This window comes from Burkholderia sp. Bp9016 (genome assembly GCF_003857765.1).
Taxonomy (GTDB): domain Bacteria; phylum Pseudomonadota; class Gammaproteobacteria; order Burkholderiales; family Burkholderiaceae; genus Burkholderia.
This window is the reverse complement of the sequence record NZ_QTPY01000009.1, coordinates 1-22,156: the sequence shown is the minus strand read 5'-3', so window position 1 is coordinate 22,156 and position 22,156 is coordinate 1. Positions and strand designations below refer to the sequence as shown.

Here is a 22,156-nt window from a genome sequence, read left to right as displayed (position 1 = left end):
GGACGAAATCATGACGGCAATCCAACACTTCTTTAAGACCTTCTTCCTGACGGAGCTGCTGAAGGGGCTCGCGCTGACCGGCCGTTACACGTTCCGGCGCAAGTTCACCGTGCAGTTCCCGGAAGAGAAGACCCCGATTTCGCCGCGTTTCCGCGGGCTGCATGCACTGCGCCGCTACGAGAACGGCGAAGAGCGCTGCATCGCGTGCAAGCTCTGCGAGGCCGTGTGCCCCGCCCTGGCGATCACGATCGAGTCGGAAACGCGCGCGGACAATACGCGTCGCACGACGCGCTACGACATCGACCTGACGAAGTGCATCTTCTGCGGTTTCTGCGAAGAGAGCTGCCCGGTCGATTCGATCGTCGAGACGCAGATTCTCGAGTACCACGGCGAAAAGCGCGGCGACCTGTATTTCACGAAGGAAATGCTGCTCGCAGTGGGCGATCGTTACGAGAAGGACATCGCAGCGGCGAAGGCTGCCGACGCGCCGTATCGTTGATTGTGTTTGCAGTGCCGGCCCGGCATCAACGGGCCAGCCGCCGCGACGGGGGCGGCACGCGAGAGCGTTCCGCAAGCCGCGCCTGACTATGGCCTAACGATGAACCGGTAATCATGGAATTCACGACCGTACTGTTCTACATCTTCGCGCTGCTCCTGGTGGTATCAGGGCTGAAGGTGATCACTTCGCGCAACCCGGTGGCGTCTGCGCTTTTCCTTGTGCTGGCGTTCTTCAACGCCGCCGCGATCTGGATGTTGCTGGAAGCGGAGTTCCTTGCGATCCTGCTGGTGCTGGTGTACGTGGGCGCGGTGATGGTGCTGTTCCTGTTCGTCGTGATGATGCTGGACATCAACGTCGATTACCTGCGTCGCGACTTCAAGCGCTTCGTGCCGATGGCAACGGTGGTTGGCGCGATCATCGTGGTCGAGACCGCGCTGATCCTGTGGCGCGGCTACGGCGACACGCACTCGGCGCATGCGATGGCGACGGGCGCGATGGCCGACTGGTCGAACACGCGACTGATCGGCAAGGTGATCTATACCGACTACATCTTCGCGTTTGAAATCGCCGGCCTCGTGCTGCTGGTCGCGATCATCGCCGCGATCGGGCTGACCGAGCGCAAGGGCAAGGACAGCAAGCGCCAGCGCGTGTCGGATCAGGTCAAGGTGCGTCGCGCCGACCGCGTGCGCCTCGTGAAGATGGAAGCGGAAAAGCCGCAGCCGGAAACGGCGCAGAGCGAAGCCGGTACGAGCACCAACGGCTAAGCGGAGGAAAAAGAAAATCATGTTGACTCTTGCTCACTACCTCGTGCTCGGCGCGATCCTCTTTGCGATCGCGATCGTCGGGATCTTTCTCAACCGCCGCAACATCATCATCATCCTGATGGCGATCGAACTGATGCTGCTGGCGGTGAACACCAACTTCGTCGCGTTTTCTCACTACCTCGGCGATGTACACGGCCAGATCTTCGTGTTCTTCGTGCTGACCGTCGCAGCAGCGGAAGCGGCGATCGGTCTCGCGATTCTGGTGACCCTGTTCCGTAAGCTCGACACGATCAATGTCGAGGATCTCGATCAGCTCAAGGGCTAATTTCAGGTAACGCTGTTATGTCAACGACACTCAATGAAAACCTGCTGCTGGCGATTCCGCTCGCTCCGCTGGCCGGCTCGCTGATTGCGGGGCTGTTCGGGAACGCTGTAGGGCGTAAGGGCGCACACCGGATCACGATCCTCGGCGTATTGATCGCATTTCTGCTGTCGGCGAAAGTCTTCCTCGACGTGATGGGGGGCGCGAGCTTCAACGCGACCGTCTATCAGTGGATGAACGTTGGTTCGCTGAAACTTGAAATCGGTTTCCTCGTCGATTCGCTGACCGCGATGATGATGGTCGTCGTGACCTTCGTCTCGCTGATGGTGCACATCTACACGATCGGCTACATGTCGGAAGAAGACGGCTACCAGCGCTTCTTCTCGTACATCTCGCTGTTCACGTTCTCGATGCTGATGCTCGTGATGAGCAACAACTTCCTGCAGCTGTTCTTCGGCTGGGAAGCGGTGGGTCTGGTGTCGTACCTGCTGATCGGCTTCTACTTCACGCGTGAAAGCGCGATCTACGCGAACATGAAGGCGTTCCTCGTGAACCGCGTGGGCGACTTCGGCTTCCTGCTGGGCATCGGCCTGCTGCTCGCGTTCGCGGGTTCGATGAACTACGGCGAAGTGTTCGCGAAGCGCGCGGAGCTCGCGAGCCTGCACTTCCCGGGCACCGACTGGGGCCTGCTGACCGTCGCCTGTATCTGCCTGTTCATCGGCGCGATGGGCAAGTCGGCACAGTTCCCGCTGCACGTGTGGCTGCCCGACTCGATGGAAGGCCCGACCCCGATCTCCGCGCTGATTCACGCGGCGACGATGGTGACGGCCGGCATCTTCATGGTGTCGCGCATGTCGCCGCTGTTCGAACTGTCGGACGCCGCGCTGTCGTTCATCACGGTGATCGGTGCGATCACGGCGCTGTTCATGGGCTTCCTCGGCATCGTGCAGAACGACATCAAGCGTGTCGTCGCGTACTCGACGCTGTCGCAGCTCGGTTACATGACGGTTGCGCTCGGCGTGTCGGCTTACCCGGTCGCCGTGTTCCACCTGATGACGCACGCGTTCTTCAAGGCGCTGCTGTTCCTTGGAGCCGGTTCGGTGATCATCGGCATGCACCACGACCAGGACATGCGCAATATGGGCGGTCTGCGCAAGTACATGCCGATCACGTGGATCACGTCGCTCGTCGGTTCGCTGGCGCTGATCGGTACGCCGTTCTTCTCGGGCTTTTACTCGAAGGACTCGATCATCGACGCGGTGAAGCTGTCGCACCTGCCGGGTTCGGGCTTCGCGTACTTCGCAGTGGTCGCGAGCGTGTTCGTCACGGCGCTGTACTCGTTCCGCATGTACTTCCTGGTGTTCCACGGAGAAGAGCGTTTCCGCAAGCCGAAGCATCCGGAATCGCCGATGGGCATGGCGGCCGCACACGGTCACGACGATCACGGCCATGGCCACGGTCATGACGACCACGCGCACGAGCCGCACGAGACCCCGTGGGTCGTGTGGGTGCCGCTGGTCCTGCTGGCGATCCCGTCGGTGATCATTGGTGCGATCGCGGTCGGCCCGATGCTGTTCGGCGATTTCTTCCAGCACGGCGTCGCGTTCGACAAGGTGATCTTCATCGGCGCGAACCATCCGGCACTGGCCGAAATGGCCGAGGAGTTCCACGGCTGGGTGGGCATGGGCCTGCACTCGGTGTCGGGCCTGCCGGTGTGGCTGGCGCTCGCCGGTGTGGTTGTCGCGTGGTTCCTGTATCTGAAGCGTCCGGAGCTGCCGGCGTCGATCCGCCGCGCGTTCGGCCCGATCTACACGCTGCTCGACAACAAGTACTACATGGACAAGATCAACGAGGTGGTGTTCGCCCGTGGTTCGGTGGCGATCGGCCGGGGCCTGTGGAAGGAGGGTGACGTCGTGGTGATCGACGGCCTCGTGAACGGCAGCGCCCGGTTCATCGGCTGGTTCGCCAGCGTGATCCGCTTCCTGCAATCCGGTTACATCTACCACTACGCGTTCGCCATGATCATCGGCATGCTGGGGCTCCTGACCCTGTTTGTGACGCTGGGCGGCAAATAAGACGGGGGACAACTAATGCACGCTTTTCCGATTCTCAGTACCGCGATCTGGCTGCCGATCGTTTTCGGCCTCCTCGTGCTCGTGGTGGGTAACGACAGAAAGCCGGGGGCGGCCCGCTGGGTCGCTCTGATCGGTTCGCTGCTCGGGCTCGCGGTCACGATTCCGCTGATCACGGGCTTCGACTCGAGCACGGCAGCGCTGCAGTTCGTCGAGCATTCGACCTGGATCGAACGCTTCGACATCTCGTATCACCTGGGGGTCGACGGCCTGTCGATGTGGTTCGTGGTGCTGACCGCGCTGATCACGGTAATCGTCGTGATCGCCGCGTGGGAAGTAATCACCGAGAACGTCGCGCAGTACCTCGCGGCGTTCCTGATCCTCTCGGGGATCATGATCGGCGTGTTCTCGTCGGCCGACGGCCTGCTGTTCTACGTTTTCTTCGAAGCGACCCTGATTCCGATGTACATCATCATCGGTGTGTGGGGCGGTCCGAATCGCGTGTACGCGGCATTCAAGTTCTTCCTGTACACGCTGGCCGGTTCGCTGCTGATGCTGGTCGCGCTGATTTACCTGTACACGCATACGCATTCGTTCGACCTCGCGACGTGGCAGGACGCGAAGATCGCAATGACGCCGCAGATCCTGCTGTTCATTGCATTCTTCCTCGCGTTCGCGGTGAAGGTGCCGATGTGGCCGGTGCACACGTGGCTGCCGGACGCGCACGTGGAAGCGCCGACGGGCGGCTCGGTCGTGCTGGCAGCGATCATGCTGAAGCTCGGCGCGTACGGTTTCCTGCGCTTCTCGCTGCCGATCACGCCTGACGCAAGCCACTTCCTGGCGCCGGTCGTGATCACGCTGTCGCTGATCGCGGTGATCTACATCGGCCTCGTCGCGATGGTGCAGGCCGACATGAAGAAGCTGGTCGCGTATTCGTCGATCGCGCACATGGGCTTCGTCACGCTCGGTTTCTTCATCTTCAATCAGCTCGGCGTCGAAGGCGCGATCATCCAGATGATCTCGCATGGCTTCGTGTCGGGTGCGATGTTCCTGTGTATCGGCGTGCTGTACGACCGCCTGCATTCGCGCCAGATCGCCGACTATGGCGGCGTCGTGAACGTGATGCCGAAGTTCGCGGCGTTCGCGATGTTGTTCTCGATGGCCAACTGCGGCCTGCCGGGCACCTCGGGTTTCGTCGGCGAGTTCATGGTGATTCTCGCAGCCGTCCAGTACAACTTCTGGATCGCGTTCGGCGCAGCGTTCACGCTGATCCTCGGCGCCGCCTACACGCTGTGGATGTACAAGCGCGTGTACTTCGGCGCGGTTGCGAACGATCACGTTGCCAAACTGAAGGACATCGGCAGTCGCGAGTTCCTGATGCTGGCCGTGCTTGCCGCGTTCACGCTGTTGATGGGCCTGTATCCGAAGCCTTTCACCGACGTGATGCACGTTTCCGTGGAAAACCTCCTCTCCCACGTCGCGCAGTCTAAGCTGCCGCTGGCGCAGTAATCGCGAGCGGAGGAAATCAAAATCATGAATGCTCCTATGAATGTCCTGTTGCCTGACGCGCTGGTGATGGTCGCCATCGTCGTCGCATGGCTGAACGACACCTTTACGGGTGCCGCTGGCCGCCGCCTCACCTATCTGATCGCGGTGGTTTCGTCGGTCGTCGCCGGCGTATGGTTCGCCGTGCAGGCGCTGGATCCGCAGCAGTACTACTTCTTCTCGCGGATGGTCGTCGTCGACTCGTTCGCGAGCATGATGAAGGCCGTCGTGTCGATCGGCTTCGCGGTCACGCTCGTCTATTCGCGCAAGTACCTCGAAGACCGTGACATGTTCCGCGGCGACGTGTTCCTGCTCGGCATGTTCTCGCTGCTCGGTCAGTTGGTGATGGTGTCGGGCAACAACTTCCTGACGCTGTACCTCGGCCTCGAACTGATGTCGCTGTCGCTGTACGCGATCATCGCGCTGCGTCCCGATGCAGCTCAGTCGAGCGAAGCCGCGATGAAGTACTACGTGCTGGGCGCGCTCGCGTCGGGCTTCGTGCTGTACGGCATCTCGATGCTCTACGGCGCGACCGGCTCGCTCGAGCTGGGCGAGGTGTACAAGGCGGTTGGCGGCAACACCGACGCTGCCGTGCTGATGTTCGGCGTGATCTTCATCGTCGCCGGTATCGCGTTCAAGCTCGGCGCCGTGCCGTTCCACATGTGGGTACCGGACGTCTACCAGGGCGCACCGACCGCGATGACGCTGTTCGTCGGCGGCGGCCCGAAGGTTGCCGCGTTTGCGTGGGGCCTGCGTTTCCTGGTGATGGGCCTGCTGCCGCTCGCACAGAACTGGCAGACCGCGCTCGTGATCCTCGCCGCGCTGTCGCTGATCGTCGGTAACATCACCGGTATCGTCCAGCGCAACGTCAAGCGGATGCTCGCGTACTCGGCGATCTCGAACATGGGCTTCGTGCTGCTCGGCCTGCTCGCAGGCATCGTGAAGGGCGACGCGGCCGCACCGGCGAGCGCGTACAGCTCGGCGATGTTCTACGCGATCGTCTACCTGATCACGACGCTCGGCTCGTTCGGCGTGGTGATGCTGCTCGCACGCCGCGATTTCGAAGCGGACACGATCGACGACTTCAAGGGCCTCAACAAGCGCAGCCCGGTGTTCGCGTTCGTGATGATGGTCATGATGTTCTCGCTGGCCGGCATTCCGCCGACCGTCGGCTTCTACGCGAAGCTCGCGGTGCTCGAGGCGACCGTCAACGCAGGTCTGACGTGGCTGGCCGTGCTGGCCGTGATCACGTCGCTGTTCGGCGCGTTCTACTACCTGCGTATCGTCAAGCTGATGTACTTCGATGCACCGCAGGACACGGCTCCGATCACCGGCGACTTCTGCAAGCGCACGCTGCTCGTGGTGAACGGCCTTGCGGTCGTCGTGCTCGGTCTGATCCCGAGCCCGCTGCTGACGGCCTGCCTGCAGGCGATCCGTCACACGCTGCCGCTGTAATGTCGGCAGCCGGCTGGTTCATTGTGCTGTTGGCGTTCGTATGCGCCAACGTGCCGTTCCTGAACCAACGCATCTTCGCCGTCGTGCCGACCGGCGCGACGAAGAAGAGCGCGTGGGTTCGGATCGGCGAGCTGATCGTGCTGTATTTCGTCGTCGGCGCACTCGGCTTCTGGCTCGAGTCGCGCGCCGGCAACCGCTTCGAACAAGGCTGGCAGTTTTACGCGATCACGTTCAGTCTGTTCGTCGTGTTCGCGTTCCCCGGCTTCACGTTCCAGTATCTAGTCAAACGACGCTGACGGGCCTTCGGCCGTCGCGTGCCCATTTCCCCGGAGCAACCCGATGGCCGAACTTCCCAATCACGATGCCGTACTGACCGAAACCTGCCTCGAGAGCGAGGCGATTTTCGAAGGCTCGTTCCTCAAGCTCAAGCGCGATACCGTCCGCCTGCCGGACGGCAAGCAAGCCACGCGCGAATACGTCCAGCACCCTGGCGCGGTGATGGTGATCCCGCTGTTCGACGACGGCCGCGTGCTGATGGAAAGCCAGTATCGCTATCCGATCGGCAAGGTCATGGCCGAATTTCCGGCCGGCAAGCTCGATCCGAACGAAGGTGCGCTCGCCTGTGCGGTGCGCGAGCTGCGTGAAGAAACAGGCTACACGGCACGCGAATACGTGTTCCTGGCCCGGATTCACCCGATCATTTCCTACTCGACCGAATTCATCGACCTGTACCTCGCACGTGGGCTGACCGCCGGCGAGCGCAAGCTCGACGAAGGCGAATTTCTCGAAACCTTCACGGCGACGCAGGCCGACCTGCAAGAATGGGTGCGCACCGGCCAGATCACCGACGTGAAGACGATCATCGGCACGATGTGGCTCGACAAGGTGCTGTCCGGCACGTGGCCGCTAGGCCCGGTCCAGACGCCCTGACGGCACGTCAGCGGCGGGCAGGGCGCCGCGTTACAATCGTGTGACGCGGCCGCTTCCGGTCGCGCGACTCTAGTTTAGCACGATCGTTCACAAAAGCGCTTTTTGCGCTACACTCGTCACACGCCCCGATTCAGCATGAAGGTCCTCGATTTACAGTGCCCGCACGGTCATCGGTTCGAAGGCTGGTTCGCTTCCGCCGATGAATTCGAAGCGCAGTTGTCTCGCAAGCTGGTCGAATGCCCGGTGTGCGGGACGACCGAGATCAACCGGATGCCGTCGGCGCCGCGCCTGAACCTGTCGGGCGCGACGCAGACCAAGCCGGCCGATCCGCGTGCGCTCCAGGCGCAGGCGATGCGCGCGCTGCGCGAGGTGCTGGAGAAGACCGAGAACGTGGGCGAGCGCTTCGCCGAGGAAGCGCGGCGCATCCATTACAACGAGGCGCCCGCGCGCAGCATTCGTGGCGTCACGACGCCGGAGGATGCGCAATCCCTCGCCGAAGAAGGCATCGAAGTGATGCCGTTGCCGATTCCTGCCGCGCTGAAAGAACCGCTGCAATGACATACGCAGCGTGTCCTCGCCGGGCCGGACGGCCGCGGCGAGGAGACACTGCGCATGGATCTGGATTATTCCCCCGCCGACGACGCATTCCGCGTTGACGTCCGCGCCTGGCTCGAGGCGAATCTGCCTCACGCACTGCGCGCCAAAGTACTCGATCACAAACGACTCGGCCGCGAGGACTTCGCGAGCTGGCACCGAATTCTCGGCCAGCGCGGCTGGTCCGCGCCTGCCTGGCCGACCGAATATGGCGGCCCGGGCTGGAACGCGACGCAGCGGCACATCTGGGACGAGGAGTGCGCGCGCATCGGCGCGCCGACCGTGCTGCCGTTCGGCGTGTCGATGGTCGCACCGGTGCTCATGAAATACGGCAGCGAAGCGCAGAAGCGCCATTATCTGCCGCGCATTCTCGACGGTACCGACTGGTGGTGCCAGGGCTACTCGGAGCCGGGTTCCGGGTCGGACCTTGCGTCGCTGCGCACGCGTGCCGAGCGCCACGGCGACTACTACGTCGTCAACGGTCAGAAGACCTGGACGACGCTCGGCCAGTATGCCGACATGATGTTCTGCCTCGTGCGTACCGACCCGGCGGCGAAGAAACAGGAGGGCATCTCGTTCCTGCTGATCGACATGAAGGCGCCCGGCATCACGGTGCGCCCGATCATCACACTCGACGAGGACCACGAGGTCAACGAGGTGTTCTTCGAGGACGTGAAGGTGCCCGTCGAAAACCTCGTCGGCGACGAAAACCGCGGCTGGACCTACGCGAAATACCTGCTGGGCCACGAGCGTACCGGCATCGCGCGCGTCGGCGCGTCCAAGCGCGAGCTCGTGTTCCTGAAGCGGGTGGCGTCGAACCAGCGCAAGAACGGCAAGCCGTTGCTCGCCGACCCCGTGTTTGCCGCGAAGGTCGCGGCGCTCGAAGTCGAGTTGATGGCGCTCGAGGTGACGGTGCTGCGCGTGGTGAGCCGCGAGACGAGCGGCAAGGGGCCGGGCCCCGAGGCGTCGATGCTGAAGATCAAGGGCACCGAAGTGCAGCAGGCGCTCACCGAATTGATGTTCGAGGCGATCGGTCCGCTTGCCGCACCGTTCGACGTGCCGTTCCTCGAAGGCGAGCGTGAGCACGGCATCGCGGGCGACGACGATGCGGCGCCGCTCGCCGCGTACTACTTCAACTATCGGAAGACCTCGATCTACGGCGGTTCGAACGAGATTCAGAAGAACATCATCGCGCAGATGATTCTGGGGCTGTGAGCCGGCCGCGACGCATGGGGCGAGAGTCGGGCGTCAAAGTGCCGCTCTGGCCAACAGGAGACAACGATGGATTTCAGCTTTACCGATGAGCAGCAGCAATTCGCCGACGCGCTGCGTCGTTATCTCGGCGAGCAATACGGGTTCGACGCACGTCAGGCCATCGTGCGCAGCGATGCGGGTGTGTCGGACGCGCAATGGCACGCGTTTGCGGAACTCGGGTTGACCGCGTTGCCGGTACCGGACGCGCAAGGCGGATTCGGCGGCGGCCCGGTCGACATGCTGGTCGCGATGCAGGAGCTCGGCCGCGCACTCGTCGTCGAGCCGTACTGGGCGACGGCGGTCGGCATCGAGGCGCTGCGAGTCGCGGGTTCCGGCACGGGCGACGACGCAGCGTTGCTGGAGGCTGTCGCGCAAGGGCAGAAGCGGCTGGCGGTCGCGTTCCACGAACCGCGGGCGCGCTACGATCTGTACGAACTCGATACGCACGCACATGAACAGGGCGGCACGTACCGGCTGACCGGCACCAAGTCGGTCGTTCAGCATGGCGCACAGGCGCATGCGTGGATCGTACCCGCGCGCGCCGATGGCGGCGGCATCGGTCTGTTCGTCGTCGAGCGCGATGCAGCGGGCGCGAAGGCGATCGACTACCGGACGATCGACGGGCAGCGCGCCGCGACCATCGAACTGAACGAAACGCCTGCGCGGCTGCTCGCGGGCAGTGCGCGCGATGCGGCCGCACTCGAGCAGATCGCCGACTATGCGACCTTCCTGCTGTGCGCGGAAGCGGTCGGCGCGCTCGACGAACTGAACCGGGCGACAGTCGAATACACGAAGACGCGCGAGCAGTTCGGCGTACCGATCGCGCGTTTCCAGGCACTGCAGCACCGGATGGTCGACATGCTGATCCATGCGGAGCAGGCGCGTTCGCTGACTTACCTGGCCGCGGTGCGCTACGCGGCCAGCGACGCCGATGCACGCCGCAAGGCGGTTTCGGCCGCGAAGGCGCGCGTCGGCGCAGCCGCGCGCTTCGTCGGCCAGCAGGCCGTGCAATTGCACGGCGGCATGGGCGTGACCAACGAAGTTGCCGCCGCGCATCTGTTCAAGCGGCTGTCGATCATCGAGACGACGCTCGGCGACACCGATCATCACCTTGCGCGCATCGCGGCACTGCCGGATTTCGCGCAAGCCGACGCGGCATGACGGCGACGCGCGAGCGCGCCACAGGAGACATACAGTGGGTATCAGTTACGAAGATCTGGCGGTAGGCAGCAACACGGAGATCGGCCGCTACACGTTCGAGGCCGACGACATCAAGGCGTTCGCGCAACGCTACGATCCACAGCCGTTCCACCTCGACGAGGAAGCCGGCAAGGCATCGCCGTTCGGCGGACTGGTCGCGAGCGGCTGGCATACGTGTTCGGTGTTCATGAGCCTGCTCATCAAGAAGCTGGGGCCGGATTCGACCAGCATGGGGTCGCCCGGCATCGACTCGATTCGCTGGCTCAAACCCGTGCGCGCGGGCGATACGATCACGATGTACCAGAAGGTCCACGACAAACGCGTGTCGGCGAGCAAGCCCGATCGCGGCATCGTGTCGACGGAGTGGGTCGGCATCAACGGCGACGGCGAGACCGTGATCACCGTGCATACCAAGGTGATCTTCGGGTTGCGTCATCCGGAAGGGGCGAACGCATGACGGACGTGACATTGCCGTTGATCGCGTCACCCGAGGCGCTGCATGCGCGGGTCGGTGCGGAGCCGCTCGCGAGCGGCTGGGTCGAGATCGACCAGCCGCGCGTGGACCGCTTCGCCGACGCGACGGGCGATCACCAGTGGATTCACGTCGATCCCGAGCGCGCACGCAAAGAGTCGCCGTTTGGCGGTCCGATCGCGCACGGGTTTCTGACGCTGTCGCTGATTCCGGCGCTGATGGTCGACGCGATGCGCTTCGAGCAGACGATGGGCGTGAACTATGGACTGAATCGCGTGCGGTTCCTGAAGCCGGTGCCGGTCGGCACACGCGTGCGTGCGTTGTTCGCGGCGAAGGAAACCTCGGAGGCCGCGCAGGGCGGCGTACAGGTGACGTGGTCGGTGTCGGTGCAGGCCGAGCGTCCCGACGCACCGCTGCTCGTTTGTGCGGCGGAGTTCATCACGCTGCATTACTTCTGACGCACGCGGCGGCATCCACGGATGCCGCCGCGTCGTTCTGCGCGGGTTCGTTCAGTGCTTCGCGTATTGCGTTGCGCCGAACAGCATCTCGCGCGCCTTGTCGTCCTGCAATGCCTTGCGCAACGAGGCGAGCACTTCGACGCCGCGCTGCACGGCCGGTCGCGCGGCGATCGCCTCGTGCCAGCGCTTCACGTTCGGCAGTTCGTCGAGCACGATGCCCTGGTTCTGCCATGAACGCGTCCACGGGAACGTCGCGATGTCCGCAATCGTGTACGCGTCGCCGGCGAGATATTCGGATTCGCCGAGGCGTTTTTCCATGACGTTGTACAGGCGCTTCGCCTCGTTCGTGTAGCGATTGACCGCATATTCGATCTTCTCCGGCGCGTACATGCGGAAGTGGTGCGCTTGTCCGAGCATCGGGCCGACGCCGCCCATCTGGAACATCAGCCATTCGAGTGTCGCGTAGCGCGCGGCCGGATCGGTCGGGAGGAACTTGCCGGTTTTTTCCGCGAGGTAGACGAGGATCGCACCTGATTCGAACAGCGAGATCGGCTTGCCGCCGGGGCCGTCCGGATCGACGATCGCGGGGATCTTGTTGTTCGGGCTGATTTTCAGGAATTCGGGCTTGAACTGGTCGCCGGCGCCGATATCGACCGGATGTGCACGATACGCGAGGCCGGTTTCCTCGAGCATGATGTGTACCTTGTGGCCGTTCGGGGTCGCCCAGCTATAGACGTCGATCATCGTCAACTCCTTCATGGCATGCGCGAAAACGGCGCCGACAGGGCGCCGTGACAAGCGGACATTAGAGCATGGATCGACGCGGGCCGCAGACGGCGGGAACGCTGGGCCTGCGTGCCGTTGCGGCAGCGTCGACGCCGCTTGAACGGCGTCGACGCTGCCGGATCAGCGTTTGTAGCGAGGCTGACGCTTCTCGAGAAATGCGGTGATGCCTTCGAACGCGTCCGCATGATGCAGCGATGCGACGAAGTGATCGCGCTCGGTGCCGAGATGCGCTTCGAGCGGTTGCGCGGTTGCATCGTCGAGCAGTAACTTGATGCGTGTGAGTGCGTTAGGCGAGATGCCGGCGAGCGAGTCGGCCCACGCGAGCGCGTCGGACAGCGCCGCGCCGGGTAGGGCGAGGCGATTGACGACGCCGAGCGCATGCAGGCGTTCGGCGGCGACCGGCTTCCCCTCGAACAGGATTTCGGCCGCAAGCGCGCGCGGCAACGCGCGGGCGAGGAACCACGAACCGCCGCCATCGGGCGTGAGGCCGACGCGCGCATACGACATCACGAACTTCGCGTCATGCGCGGCAACGATCAAGTCGCAAGCGAGTGCGAGCGAGAAGCCCGCGCCGGCGGCCGCGCCTTCGACCGCTGCGATCACGGGTTTCGTCGATGCGCGGATCGCGCTGATCCACGTGGCGAGCTGATCGATGCTGTCGGCCTGATAGGACGGATCCTTCGAACGGTTGTCGAGCAGCCGGTTCAGGTTGCCGCCTGCGCAAAAGAAACGATCGGCCCCCGTGAGCACGACGGCGTGAATCGCGGGATCGCGCTCGGCGGTAGCGAGCGCTTCGACGCCGGCCGCGTACATGTCGGGATGCAGCGCGTTGCGCGCACCGGGATTGGACAGCGTGAGGACGAGCGTCGATTCGCTCTCGGGCGGACGTGAGGCCAGCAGTTCAGCGCTCATGCGAGTGTGTCTCCATCGGATGGTGCGGCTGCGGCGCCGTGCATTGCGCGCGTGCTGGCGCATGCACATGAGGGTGTTGTCGCAGCGGATGCAATGTTGTCATGACGGACGCGAAACTGCTTTAGACTAGCACGGACGTGCTTTTCAGCGCGACGCATCCCGATGCGGCCGGTATCGCAGCGGCCGCGCTTCGCAACGAAGGAGACTCCGATGCTACAGCTGTGCGGTATTCCGTTGTCCAACTACTACAACAAGGTGAAGTTCGTTTTGCTCGAGCACGACATCCCGTTCGAGGAAGTGACATGCGGTCTGCCGATCAGCGATCCGGCACTGCTCGTCGATTCGCCGCTCGGCAAGATTCCGTTCGTGAAGACCGAAGAGGGCGCGCTGTTCGAATCGCAGGTGATCGTCGAGTATCTGGCTGCGCGGTATCCCGAGAAAGCCATTTTCCCGTCGAGCCCGTTTGCTGCCGCAAAGGTGCGTGAACTCGTCGAGACGCTCGAACTGTATCTCGAATGGATCGCGCGCGAGGTCTATACGGAAGCGTTTTTCGGCGGCAAGGTGAGCGACGGCATGAAGGCGCATGTCGAGAAGCGCCTGCCGCGCGCGATCGATGCGTTCAAGCGGATGGCGCAGTTCTCGCCTTATGTGCTTGGCGATTCGTTCAGCCTTGCCGACATCGCCGCGTCGATTCATCTGCCGGTGATCGGGATGGCGACGAAGGCGATATATGGCCGCGATTTCCTGGTTGACGCGAGTATCGACTGGAAGGCGCACGCGAAGATGGTCGGCGAGCGGCCGGCCGCGCAGCGCGTGGCGGCCGATCGCAAGGTGTATATGGATGCGATGAACGCCGCGCGTTCGTAAGCGCGGCCCGGGGCGGCGCCGCTGCTGGACTTACAGGCGCGCGAGTCGTTCGAGTGCGGACGCGAGCGTGCTTTCCTGCTTGGCGAAGCAGAAGCGTACGACGCCCGATTCGTGCGGCTCGTGATAGAACGCCGACACCGGAATCGCGGCCACGCCGACCTCCGATGTGAGCCACTTCGAGAACTCGGCTTCCGGCAGGTCGCTGATTGCCGAATAGTCGACACACTGGAAATACGTGCCCGGGCACGGCAGCAGCTTGAAGCGCGTGCGCTCGAGACCGGCACGGAAGAAGTCGCGCTTCTTCTGGTAGAAGTCGGGCAGCGTCAGGTACGGCGCCGGGTCGCGCAGATAGTCGGCGAGCCCGATCTGCATCGGCGTGTTCACCGTGAACACGTTGAACTGATGGACCTTGCGAAACTCCGCGGTCAGTGCGGCTGGTGCCGCGACATAGCCGACCTTCCAGCCCGTCACGTGATAGGTCTTCCCGAAACTCGACACGATGAAACTGCGCGCGGCCAGTTCCGGGTAGCGCGCGACGCTCTCGTGCCGCGCGCCGTCATAGACCATGTGCTCGTAGACCTCGTCCGACAGGATCAGTACGTTGGTGCCGCGTACGATCTCCTCGAGCTTGCGCATGTCGGCCTCGCGCCACACGGTGCCGGTGGGGTTGTGCGGCGTGTTGATCATGATCATTCGCGTCCTCGGCGTGATCGCGGCGGCGAGCCGATCGAACGGGATCGCATAGTCGGGCGCTTCGAGCGTGACGAATACCGGTTTGCCGCCCGCGAGTTCGATCGACGGCAGGTAGCTGTCGTAGGTCGGTTCGACGACGATCACTTCGTCGCCCGGATGCACTGCGCACAGGATTGCCGTCAGCAGCGCCTGCGTCGCGCCGGCCGTCACCGTGATCTCGGTGGCCGGATCGTAGCGCCGGCCGTAGACCTGCGCGATCTTGTCCGCGATCGCGTCGCGCAACGGTGCGACCCCGGCCATCGGCGGATACTGGTTGTGGCCGTTGCGCATCGCGGTCGCGACTGCGTCGACTATGCGCGGATCGCAGTCGAAATCGGGGAAGCCCTGGCCGAGGTTCACTGCGCCTTTTTCGGCGGCGAGCGCGCTCATGACCGTGAAGATCGTTGTGCCGACGTTTGGCAGGCGAGAGGGGAAAACGGGAGTCGTAGGCATGTCGGAAGGAGCGTTCATCGATACGGTCGCAATCGGTGGCGCCAGGCGCGTCAGGCCGGCGTGGTGGCGTTGGCCGGCGCGGCGTCGAGCGCGCAGGCTTCGGAAAACGGGGCGGGTTGCGCGATCCGGAAGCCGAAGTCGCGTGCGGTGCGCTTCGCGAGCTTGAGCAGCGCGCGGTCCTTCGACACGAGCCATTCGGCCTGTGCGGCGCGCGCAAGCTCAAGGAACTTCTGATCGTCGCGATCCTTGCACTTCGGCAGCGGCGGCGCGTCGGCGTCGACGGGCGGCGGCTCCACGAGGCTCGTCAGGCGGGCGACGGTCGCGAGCGCCGCGGCCTTGTCGATTGCGCGCGATTGGAACTGCGGATAGTCGAGCACGAGTTCGAGTTCGTTCAGGCAGCGGCTGTCGATCACGGCGGCCAGCGTGCCGCATTCGAGTGCCGCCCGGATCGGGCGTGTGGCACGGTCGTCGAATACGAGTATGTCGATCCAGACGTTCGAGTCGAGTACGACGCGATGTGCGGCGTGTGGGGCGAGGGAGCGGGTCATTCGTTACAATCGGTGGTTTTCGTCTGACCGCAAGGCACGGCGTGCCAGCGAGCCTCTATGATAATCGTTCTCTCTCCAGCCAAATCCCTCGACTACGATACGCCCGCGCACGTGCCGTCTTACACGAAGCCTGCATTCGTCGACGACGCGTCGGAATTGATCGACGGCCTGCGCAAGCTGTCGCCGCAGGACATCGCGACGCTGATGGATATTTCCGATCCGCTCGCACGCCTGAACTTTCAGCGCTACGCGGACTGGTCGCCGGTCTTCACGCCGGCCAATGCGAAGCAGGCGGTGCTCGCATTCAATGGCGACGTGTACGAAGGGTTCGACGCGAAATCGCTGTCGGCCACCGATCTAGATTACGCGCAGCAGCACGTGCGCGTGCTGTCGGGCCTGTACGGGCTGCTGCGTCCGCTCGACCTGCTGCAGCCTTACCGGCTCGAAATGGGTACCCGTTTCGCGAACGCGCGCGGCAAGGATCTATATGCGTTCTGGGGCGACCGGATCACGCACGCGCTTAACGAACAACTCGAGACGCGCACCGGCGCGGCGCGCGTGCTGATCAACTGTGCGTCGACCGAGTACTTCAAGTCGGTCAAGCCGAAACTGCTGGCCGCACCCGTCGTGACGCCGGTATTCGAGGACTGGAAGGGCGGCCGCTACAAGATCATCAGCTTCCACGCGAAACGCGCACGCGGCCTGATGGCGCGCTATATCGTCGAGAATCGCATCGCCGATCCGGCGGCGCTGAAGGATTTCGCGGTGGAAGACTACGCGTTCGATGCCGCCGCATCGAACGATTCGACTTACGTATATCGCCGGCGAGTCGGCGAGTGACCCTGCCGGCCGTTCACGAGACGGCCGGTGCATGCATGTGGCCGGGCAGGCGGCAAACAGTCCGTTCCGGTCGCAACTGGAGAGACAGATGACCCTTTCGATCACCAGCAATTTCGACGCGGGCGCAATCGACGTCGTGTCGTGCGACAGCCCGGACGCGATCCGGCTGCGCGTGCGCGGCGACAGCCGCTCGGAATTTGCGCAGTGGTTCTACTATCGCCTGACGGGCGCGCGCGGCGAGCGGTGCGTGATGTCGTTCGAGAATGCGGCCGAGTGCGCGTATCCGTCCGGATGGCGCAACTACAGCGCGGTCGCGAGCTACGACCGGGTCGACTGGTTCCGCGTGCCGACGACGTTCGACGGCAAGACGATGACCATCGACCACACGCCCGAATTCGACAGCATCTACTACGCATATTTCGAGCCGTATTCGGAAGAGCGTCATGCGGCGTTTCTCGGTGCGGTCCAGCAGTTGCCGCAGGCGAGCGTCGTCGAGCTCGGGCGCACGGTCGAAGGCCGTCCGATGTCGCTGCTGACGCTCGGCACGCCCGAAGTCGACGACGCGCCGAAGAAGAAGGTGTGGATCATCGCGCGCCAGCATCCCGGAGAGACGATGGCCGAGTGGTTCGTCGAAGGGCTCGTCAAGCGCCTGGCCGGATGGGGCGACTGGGCGGGCGATCCGGTGGCGCGCAAGCTCTACGACCGCGCGACGTTCTACATCGTCCCGAACATGAATCCGGACGGTAGCGTGCACGGCAACCTGCGCACCAATGCGGCGGGCGCGAACCTGAACCGCGAGTGGATGGAGCCCGACGCCGAGCGCAGCCCCGAAGTGCTGGCCGTGCGCGATGCGCTCCATGCGATCGGCTGCGACATGTTCTTCGACATCCATGGCGACGAGGATCTGCCGTACGTGTTCGTCGCCGGTTCGGAGATGCTGCCGAGTTTCACCGAGCAGCAGGGCAACGAGCAGACCGCGTTCATCGAAGCGTTCAAGGTCGCGAGCCCGGATTTCCAGACCGAGCATGGTTATGCGGCGAGCAAGTACAAGGAAGATGCGCTCAAGCTTGCATCGAAGTACATCGGTCATCAGTTCGGCTGCCTGTCGCTGACGCTAGAGATGCCGTTCAAGGACAACGCGAACCTGCCCGACGAGCGGGTTGGCTGGAACGGCGAGCGTAGCGCGGCGCTGGGTGCGGCAATGCTGGCGGCGATCCTCGTGCACGTCGAAAAGTTCGCGTAAGCGCGCTTTCGTTGAAATGAAAAAGGCCGGGGCATCGCATGATGCCCCGGCCTTTTTGCTTCTGTCGTTGCCGCTCCGTCGTATCAGGACTTCTTCGCGGTTCTCTTTTTCACGGCTTTCTTCTGGCCGCCTGATTTCTTTGTTGCAACCGCCTTCTTGCCGGTGCGGCCCGTTGCCTTGACCTTACCGCGGTGCGATTTACCCTTGAATTTCTTCGTCGACGACGGGCGTTCAACGTGCGGCTTCAGCGGCGGAACGGGATCGTTCCAGCTGAATGCAAGCATTTGCTGACCCACATAGCCGCAGCGAAATTTCAACGGTGTCGGGTCGCTGCCGTCGCTATGGATGCCGAGGCCATTCACGGTAACGATGTTGTCGACCTTCACGCGCTGCTTGCCCTGATCGAACGAGTCGTTCCACGGCGTGATCGTGGCATTGCCGCTGTCGAATGCGTTCGGTGCGAAGTCGACACGATCGAAGGCCGACGACGTGCTGGCGATGAAGCTGCCGTGCGCCGCACAATCGGCGACGATCGGATCGGCGTGCATGTCGTTGACGAATTTGTTGATCAGTTCGGAGCGCTGGTCGAGGAGGTCGGCGAATACCGGTGCCGGAAGCGCAAGCGACAGGCCCGCGACACAGGCCGCCAGCTTGCCGAGCGCCCGGAAAAACCTGAGCGAGGCAGGAGAGCTGTCCATCTGGTTATTGGTGAGGAGCGAATGAGGCATCGGGCACGTATAGATGCCCGATGGAGAACAGGAGTTCAATCTTAGCGTAAAAAAGATGTGCGGCAGTAGGTGCCGCACTCTGCCGGGCCGCGGGTGATGGGGGCGGCATGCGTTGCCCGCACGGCAACACGAAGCGCATTCACGCGCGCGGACCGCCGAGACGATAGCGTCGAACGTCGAACGTCGTGACCCATGCCGGGCGATATACGGCGATAAGCGCAGTCGCCATGCCGGTGAACCATGCTTCGCCCAGCGCGAGCAGCGCGGTGTTCAGCAGATAGCCGGCGGGAATCACGACGGGCACGCCGTCCGCGAGCGCGAGCTGCACGCCGGCTGCGGCCGCGGCGACCGTGATGATCGCGATGGCCGGCGACAGAAATCCCTGGCCGGTAATGAACGACGCGAGGTTATGCGGCAGCCACGCGATCGCGGCGCGCTGCAGCAACGCGGACACGGCGACCGGTAGCGCGCCGTAGACCAGATAGGTGAGGCCGATGCCTTGCCACGGCGCGTCGAAGACGATCGCGGCAACGGCCGTGACGGCAGCCATCCCGATCAGCGCGAGCGTCCAGTCGAACAGTGTGACGAGCAGCGTCGCGCCGAGCAGATGCATGACGATGCCGTCCTCGAGCCATGCATTCGAGGCCCAGAGAACCGTGATCGCGGTGACAAGCGCGAGCCACACGTGCTGGAGCGTTGCGTCCTGTAGTCGGACGAAGGGACGCTTCCAGATCGCGAGCGCGAGCAGCGCCACGGCGGCGATCCAGCCACCGACGCCAACCCAGAACGGAAGCGGTGTGAAAAGAAAACCCATGTGTTCATATTACTCGTTGAGCATCAAAGGTGGGAATCCGCACATGCCGACCGTCGCAATATCGATACGGCTAGCGTTCGCGCCGAAACCGCGGCGTCGGCTCGGCCGCGAGCGGCAGATCCGGGGCGCCTGCGTTCGCGGCAGGCAACGGGTATGCACGGTTGTTCCGTTGCGCACGCAGCGGAACCGGCCCGCGTTCGCCGATGACGGGCTTGCGCACGCGATCGCGGTTCGCCAGCAATACCTCGAGGTGCGGCGACAGCCAGCCGTTGTAGATCGCAACCGCGGCGGCGCGATTTGCCGCGCCGAGCTGCTGGAAGATGCTGGCGAGGTGGATCTTCACCGTGCCTTCGCTGATGCCGAGCGTACGGGCGATCATCTTGTTGGTACTGCCCATATGAACGAATCGCATGATCTGCGCCTGTCTCGGTGACAGCAGGCCGGTTGGCGGGCGGCGCGGCAGCGATCCGGCGAGCGTCTGGAAATGGGGGGCGTGGCGTGCTGCTGCTGCGGACGGCAACAGGCTGAGCGCGATGGGCGGAATGTAATGACCGCCCAGCATCACCATTTCGAGTGCGCGCACGATCAGGTGCGGCCGGGTCGAGTGCGGGATTACGCCCGCGACGCCGTAGTTGAAGAAGCGCTGGATGGCTTCCGGCGTGGATTCGTCGATCAGCACCGCGGCAGGCGTCGGCGAGCAGGCGCTGCAGAGCGCCTGAAGTTCGCTGAGCCGGCCGACGTCCAGCCAGTCGATCGCAACGAGGTCGAAACGCTGGGTGCGCAGCAGTCGGCGCGCCTGGAAACCGTCGGGCGCATCGTTGATGCTGGCATGACGGTCGATCTGCCGTAGCAGGGCCTTCAGTCCATCACGCCGCTCGGCGTCTGAGTTCAGCACCAGGAACCGCATATTCAACCTCCGTAAGGTAATTCATTGGGCTGCCGTCTGCATGCCGTGGGCCTCGATAATGACAAATACCTTACACGATGTCTGCTTGGCTGAAAGGCTTAGGAAAAGTCTGAAATTTCCGGTGCCGGAAATGCGGACGAGAAAAAAGCCGCTCCGGCTGGAACCGGGAGCGGCTTCGTGCGGGCAGGCGCTGTGGGCCTGCAGTGCGGATCAGTGAAAGTGCGGCTGTGCGGGGGACGCGTCTTCCGGCATTTCCGCGTGGACGATTTCGCCGAGCGGATCGGCGTACAGGGGCACGCCGCAGTCGTCGCAGTACTCGGGTTCGAAGCGGCCCGCGTGCCGGCGGACGTCGGTTACACCGCACTCCTTCAGCAGACTCACGATTTCTTCGAGTGGCCCGTCGATTGGCGCTTCGCCTTCGAGCGTTGCGCTGTCGATCGACACGTCGCCGTTCTCGCGGCCGTAGAGCGGCCACACGACGCCGTAGATCACGTCGTTGCTGGCGCGGCGCGTGAAAGCGACGCGATACTCGTCGATCCTGCGTTCGCCGAAGCCGGCGACCACCGCACGCAGTTCCTGCGGCGCCGCACCAAGTGTGTCGAAAAGATAACGGATGGCCGTTCTGACGGTGTGCGGACGAATGCGTTCGTCTGCATCACGGCAGGCCGAATAGTACGCGTCCGGAAGCAGGCATTCGAACTCGCAGCCGGGGAGGGCAACCGACAGGTTCGGGCCGCCCTGGGCCGTCCATTGCTCGAGGCACTGGCCGCGTTCGATCCGGTCGCCGTGTTCTTCTTCCTGCCAGCGGAACAGTGGCGCGCCGGCCGGTGCAGCGACGACGGCGAGCAGAAAGCGCGGGTCGGCCAGAATCGGCGAAGTTTCGGGCAGGTCGCCGAAACTCAGCTTCGCGGCATGCTGACCGATTGCCGCATGGGCGAGTTGTTGCGCGAGCCGGTAAGTTTCGACATGGTGCCGCGGCAACTGGTCGATGCTGTACAGGAACGGTGCGAGCCCGACGAGCGTGCCGCTCGCGAGCACGTGTGCTTGCAGGTGCGTACGCAGCGCGTCGGCGACGTCACCCTTGAGCGGACCCGACGGAATCATGTAGCGCGTCCAGGCGAGAACGGGGACGGCGACCAGCAGCGCGTCATGCGGCTGGCCATCGTGCTCGATCACCATCGACTCGCTGTGCGTCTCGGCCATGTCGGCGAGCGCGCCATATGCATCGGGATGATTCTGCTGCAGATGGTCGAGTGCGGCGTCGAGCGTGGTCTGGTTGCCGTTGCGAACGATCTTGGCGAGCAGCACATCGAGCTTCGCTTCCCAGAAGCGATCCTCGATGCGGCTGCCCGAGGCGAAGAGCGCAAGCGACAGGCCGACCAGTTTGTCGGCGTCGGGGGGGAGGCGTTTGGCGATTCGCTGGCGCATATTAAATACGTATAGAAGGAGGCGAAGAACCTCACATTCTAGTCCGTTCTTTGCACCATAAGCGCTCTCGTGCTCGGGCAGGGCCGGAAGGCCGAAGCGAGGGGCATGCAAAAAAATGCATTGAAACATCTTGCGCGATCGGCGGCGGGTGCATAGAATCACGCCTCTTTCGCGCTAACGGAAACACGGCGTGGGGGAAGAAGGGAAGCGGTGCGGTCGAGGTTGTTGCAAAGCCTTGGCGCACACGGAGTTGAACCCCCAGCCGTCGCGACGAAGCAGTTAAAAAAGTTGTTGACGATCTGGAAAAAGCGGTTCATAATCTCGCTTCTCTGC

The 22,156-nt window shown here is 63.6% G+C and carries 24 protein-coding genes; 16 read left to right on the top strand and 8 right to left on the bottom strand.

Annotation, left to right across the window (positions count from 1 at the left end; all coding sequences use genetic code 11):
- The first annotated feature begins 10 nt into the window (after positions 1-10).
- The 13 genes from nuoI (at position 11) to DIE13_RS12745 (ending at position 11,565) form a co-directional block, all read left to right on the top strand.
- A complete protein-coding gene (gene nuoI, locus DIE13_RS12805; RefSeq protein WP_006398806.1) occupies positions 11-499 on the top strand; it encodes an NADH-quinone oxidoreductase subunit NuoI in 489 nt (162 codons plus the stop codon).
- Positions 500-612: 113 nt separating this feature from the next.
- Positions 613-1,263 carry an NADH-quinone oxidoreductase subunit J gene (locus DIE13_RS12800; RefSeq protein ID WP_096507613.1) on the top strand — a complete coding sequence of 217 codons (651 nt, stop codon included), beginning with the start codon at positions 613-615 and terminating at the stop codon, positions 1,261-1,263.
- A gap of 19 nt (positions 1,264-1,282) precedes the next feature.
- Positions 1,283-1,588, top strand: coding sequence for an NADH-quinone oxidoreductase subunit NuoK (gene nuoK, locus DIE13_RS12795; RefSeq protein WP_004185739.1), 306 nt, complete (start codon positions 1,283-1,285; stop codon positions 1,586-1,588).
- 17 nt (positions 1,589-1,605) lie between these two features.
- Entirely contained in the window at positions 1,606-3,660 is a 2,055-nt protein-coding gene (nuoL, locus tag DIE13_RS12790) for an NADH-quinone oxidoreductase subunit L (protein WP_124827566.1), read from the top strand.
- 15 nt (positions 3,661-3,675) lie between these two features.
- Positions 3,676-5,166, top strand: coding sequence for an NADH-quinone oxidoreductase subunit M (locus DIE13_RS12785; RefSeq protein WP_124827565.1), 1,491 nt, complete (start codon positions 3,676-3,678; stop codon positions 5,164-5,166).
- 36 nt (positions 5,167-5,202) lie between these two features.
- Positions 5,203-6,657, top strand: coding sequence for an NADH-quinone oxidoreductase subunit NuoN (gene nuoN / locus DIE13_RS12780; RefSeq protein ID WP_175751225.1), 1,455 nt, complete (start codon positions 5,203-5,205; stop codon positions 6,655-6,657).
- Positions 6,657-6,953 (top strand): DUF2818 family protein, encoded by a 297-nt coding sequence (locus DIE13_RS12775; protein ID WP_124827564.1) that lies wholly within the window; start codon positions 6,657-6,659, stop codon positions 6,951-6,953. The genes nuoN and DIE13_RS12775 overlap by 1 nt, the downstream gene beginning before the upstream one ends.
- A gap of 43 nt (positions 6,954-6,996) precedes the next feature.
- On the top strand, positions 6,997-7,587 hold the full coding sequence (locus DIE13_RS12770; protein ID WP_124827563.1) for an NUDIX domain-containing protein: 591 nt from the start codon (positions 6,997-6,999) through the stop codon (positions 7,585-7,587).
- 135 nt (positions 7,588-7,722) lie between these two features.
- A complete protein-coding gene (locus DIE13_RS12765; protein WP_124827562.1) occupies positions 7,723-8,145 on the top strand; it encodes a DUF1178 family protein in 423 nt (140 codons plus the stop codon).
- A 54-nt stretch (positions 8,146-8,199) separates the two neighbouring features.
- Complete coding sequence (locus tag DIE13_RS12760; RefSeq protein ID WP_124827561.1) at positions 8,200-9,396, top strand: acyl-CoA dehydrogenase family protein; 1,197 nt, start codon at positions 8,200-8,202, stop codon at positions 9,394-9,396.
- A gap of 66 nt (positions 9,397-9,462) precedes the next feature.
- Positions 9,463-10,596, top strand: coding sequence for an acyl-CoA dehydrogenase family protein (locus DIE13_RS12755; RefSeq protein WP_124827560.1), 1,134 nt, complete (start codon positions 9,463-9,465; stop codon positions 10,594-10,596).
- 34 nt (positions 10,597-10,630) lie between these two features.
- Positions 10,631-11,092, top strand: a complete 462-nt coding sequence (locus DIE13_RS12750) for a MaoC family dehydratase (protein ID WP_124827559.1) — start codon at positions 10,631-10,633, stop codon at positions 11,090-11,092.
- Positions 11,089-11,565, top strand: coding sequence for a MaoC family dehydratase (locus tag DIE13_RS12745; RefSeq protein WP_124827558.1), 477 nt, complete (start codon positions 11,089-11,091; stop codon positions 11,563-11,565). The genes DIE13_RS12750 and DIE13_RS12745 overlap by 4 nt, the downstream gene beginning before the upstream one ends.
- A 51-nt stretch (positions 11,566-11,616) precedes the next feature.
- On the opposite strand, the gene DIE13_RS12740 is transcribed toward DIE13_RS12745, so the two are convergent.
- Positions 11,617-12,309: a glutathione binding-like protein gene (locus DIE13_RS12740; RefSeq protein WP_124827557.1), complete on the bottom strand. Its 693-nt coding sequence runs from the start codon at positions 12,307-12,309 to the stop codon at positions 11,617-11,619.
- A 162-nt stretch (positions 12,310-12,471) separates the two neighbouring features.
- Positions 12,472-13,263, bottom strand: a complete 792-nt coding sequence (locus DIE13_RS12735) for an oxepin-CoA hydrolase, alternative type (protein ID WP_124827556.1) — start codon at positions 13,261-13,263, stop codon at positions 12,472-12,474.
- 210 nt (positions 13,264-13,473) lie between these two features.
- Here DIE13_RS12735 and DIE13_RS12730 point away from each other — a divergent pair, with 210 nt between their 5' ends.
- On the top strand, positions 13,474-14,130 hold the full coding sequence (locus DIE13_RS12730; RefSeq protein WP_124827555.1) for a glutathione S-transferase: 657 nt from the start codon (positions 13,474-13,476) through the stop codon (positions 14,128-14,130).
- Between the two features lie 30 nt (positions 14,131-14,160).
- On the opposite strand, the gene DIE13_RS12725 is transcribed toward DIE13_RS12730, so the two are convergent.
- Positions 14,161-15,333 carry a pyridoxal phosphate-dependent aminotransferase gene (locus DIE13_RS12725; RefSeq protein ID WP_124827554.1) on the bottom strand — a complete coding sequence of 391 codons (1,173 nt, stop codon included), beginning with the start codon at positions 15,331-15,333 and terminating at the stop codon, positions 14,161-14,163.
- A gap of 32 nt (positions 15,334-15,365) precedes the next feature.
- Positions 15,366-15,863: a putative toxin-antitoxin system toxin component, PIN family gene (locus tag DIE13_RS12720; protein WP_124827553.1), complete on the bottom strand. Its 498-nt coding sequence runs from the start codon at positions 15,861-15,863 to the stop codon at positions 15,366-15,368.
- A gap of 57 nt (positions 15,864-15,920) precedes the next feature.
- Here DIE13_RS12720 and yaaA point away from each other — a divergent pair, with 57 nt between their 5' ends.
- Positions 15,921-16,703 carry a peroxide stress protein YaaA gene (yaaA, locus tag DIE13_RS12715; protein ID WP_124827552.1) on the top strand — a complete coding sequence of 261 codons (783 nt, stop codon included), beginning with the start codon at positions 15,921-15,923 and terminating at the stop codon, positions 16,701-16,703.
- 88 nt (positions 16,704-16,791) lie between these two features.
- On the top strand, positions 16,792-17,946 hold the full coding sequence (locus DIE13_RS12710; protein WP_124827551.1) for a M14-type cytosolic carboxypeptidase: 1,155 nt from the start codon (positions 16,792-16,794) through the stop codon (positions 17,944-17,946).
- Between the two features lie 83 nt (positions 17,947-18,029).
- Here the strand turns inward: DIE13_RS12710 and DIE13_RS12705 are convergent, their stop codons facing one another.
- From DIE13_RS12705 to DIE13_RS12690, 4 genes are all read right to left on the bottom strand, one after another.
- Positions 18,030-18,674: a BspC domain-containing protein gene (locus DIE13_RS12705; RefSeq protein ID WP_124827550.1), complete on the bottom strand. Its 645-nt coding sequence runs from the start codon at positions 18,672-18,674 to the stop codon at positions 18,030-18,032.
- Positions 18,675-18,813: 139 nt separating this feature from the next.
- Positions 18,814-19,488 carry an energy-coupling factor ABC transporter permease gene (locus tag DIE13_RS12700; RefSeq protein WP_124827549.1) on the bottom strand — a complete coding sequence of 225 codons (675 nt, stop codon included), beginning with the start codon at positions 19,486-19,488 and terminating at the stop codon, positions 18,814-18,816.
- Between the two features lie 70 nt (positions 19,489-19,558).
- Complete coding sequence (locus DIE13_RS12695) at positions 19,559-20,395, bottom strand: response regulator transcription factor (RefSeq protein ID WP_124827548.1); 837 nt, start codon at positions 20,393-20,395, stop codon at positions 19,559-19,561.
- Positions 20,396-20,605: 210 nt separating this feature from the next.
- Positions 20,606-21,823 carry a DUF2863 family protein gene (locus DIE13_RS12690; protein WP_124827547.1) on the bottom strand — a complete coding sequence of 406 codons (1,218 nt, stop codon included), beginning with the start codon at positions 21,821-21,823 and terminating at the stop codon, positions 20,606-20,608.
- Between the last annotated feature and the right edge of the window lie 333 nt (positions 21,824-22,156).

Bases quoted from the DNA above. Each gene is read 5' to 3' on its own strand.
- nuoI (WP_006398806.1), top strand. From the start codon at position 11: ATGACGGCAATCCAACACTTCTTTAAGACCTTCTTCCTGACGGAGCTG.
- DIE13_RS12800 (WP_096507613.1), top strand. From the start codon at position 613: ATGGAATTCACGACCGTACTGTTCTACATCTTCGCGCTGCTCCTGGTG.
- nuoK (WP_004185739.1), top strand. From the start codon at position 1,283: ATGTTGACTCTTGCTCACTACCTCGTGCTCGGCGCGATCCTCTTTGCG.
- nuoL (WP_124827566.1), top strand. From the start codon at position 1,606: ATGTCAACGACACTCAATGAAAACCTGCTGCTGGCGATTCCGCTCGCT.
- DIE13_RS12785 (WP_124827565.1), top strand. From the start codon at position 3,676: ATGCACGCTTTTCCGATTCTCAGTACCGCGATCTGGCTGCCGATCGTT.
- nuoN (WP_175751225.1), top strand. From the start codon at position 5,203: ATGAATGTCCTGTTGCCTGACGCGCTGGTGATGGTCGCCATCGTCGTC.
- DIE13_RS12775 (WP_124827564.1), top strand. From the start codon at position 6,657: ATGTCGGCAGCCGGCTGGTTCATTGTGCTGTTGGCGTTCGTATGCGCC.
- DIE13_RS12770 (WP_124827563.1), top strand. From the start codon at position 6,997: ATGGCCGAACTTCCCAATCACGATGCCGTACTGACCGAAACCTGCCTC.
- DIE13_RS12765 (WP_124827562.1), top strand. From the start codon at position 7,723: ATGAAGGTCCTCGATTTACAGTGCCCGCACGGTCATCGGTTCGAAGGC.
- DIE13_RS12760 (WP_124827561.1), top strand. From the start codon at position 8,200: ATGGATCTGGATTATTCCCCCGCCGACGACGCATTCCGCGTTGACGTC.
- DIE13_RS12755 (WP_124827560.1), top strand. From the start codon at position 9,463: ATGGATTTCAGCTTTACCGATGAGCAGCAGCAATTCGCCGACGCGCTG.
- DIE13_RS12745 (WP_124827558.1), top strand. From the start codon at position 11,089: ATGACGGACGTGACATTGCCGTTGATCGCGTCACCCGAGGCGCTGCAT.
- DIE13_RS12740 (WP_124827557.1), bottom strand. From the start codon at position 12,309: ATGATCGACGTCTATAGCTGGGCGACCCCGAACGGCCACAAGGTACAC.
- DIE13_RS12735 (WP_124827556.1), bottom strand. From the start codon at position 13,263: ATGAGCGCTGAACTGCTGGCCTCACGTCCGCCCGAGAGCGAATCGACG.
- DIE13_RS12730 (WP_124827555.1), top strand. From the start codon at position 13,474: ATGCTACAGCTGTGCGGTATTCCGTTGTCCAACTACTACAACAAGGTG.
- DIE13_RS12725 (WP_124827554.1), bottom strand. From the start codon at position 15,333: ATGAACGCTCCTTCCGACATGCCTACGACTCCCGTTTTCCCCTCTCGC.
- DIE13_RS12720 (WP_124827553.1), bottom strand. From the start codon at position 15,863: ATGACCCGCTCCCTCGCCCCACACGCCGCACATCGCGTCGTACTCGAC.
- yaaA (WP_124827552.1), top strand. From the start codon at position 15,921: ATGATAATCGTTCTCTCTCCAGCCAAATCCCTCGACTACGATACGCCC.
- DIE13_RS12710 (WP_124827551.1), top strand. From the start codon at position 16,792: ATGACCCTTTCGATCACCAGCAATTTCGACGCGGGCGCAATCGACGTC.
- DIE13_RS12705 (WP_124827550.1), bottom strand. From the start codon at position 18,674: ATGCCTCATTCGCTCCTCACCAATAACCAGATGGACAGCTCTCCTGCC.
- DIE13_RS12700 (WP_124827549.1), bottom strand. From the start codon at position 19,488: ATGGGTTTTCTTTTCACACCGCTTCCGTTCTGGGTTGGCGTCGGTGGC.
- DIE13_RS12695 (WP_124827548.1), bottom strand. From the start codon at position 20,395: ATGCGGTTCCTGGTGCTGAACTCAGACGCCGAGCGGCGTGATGGACTG.
- DIE13_RS12690 (WP_124827547.1), bottom strand. From the start codon at position 21,823: ATGCGCCAGCGAATCGCCAAACGCCTCCCCCCCGACGCCGACAAACTG.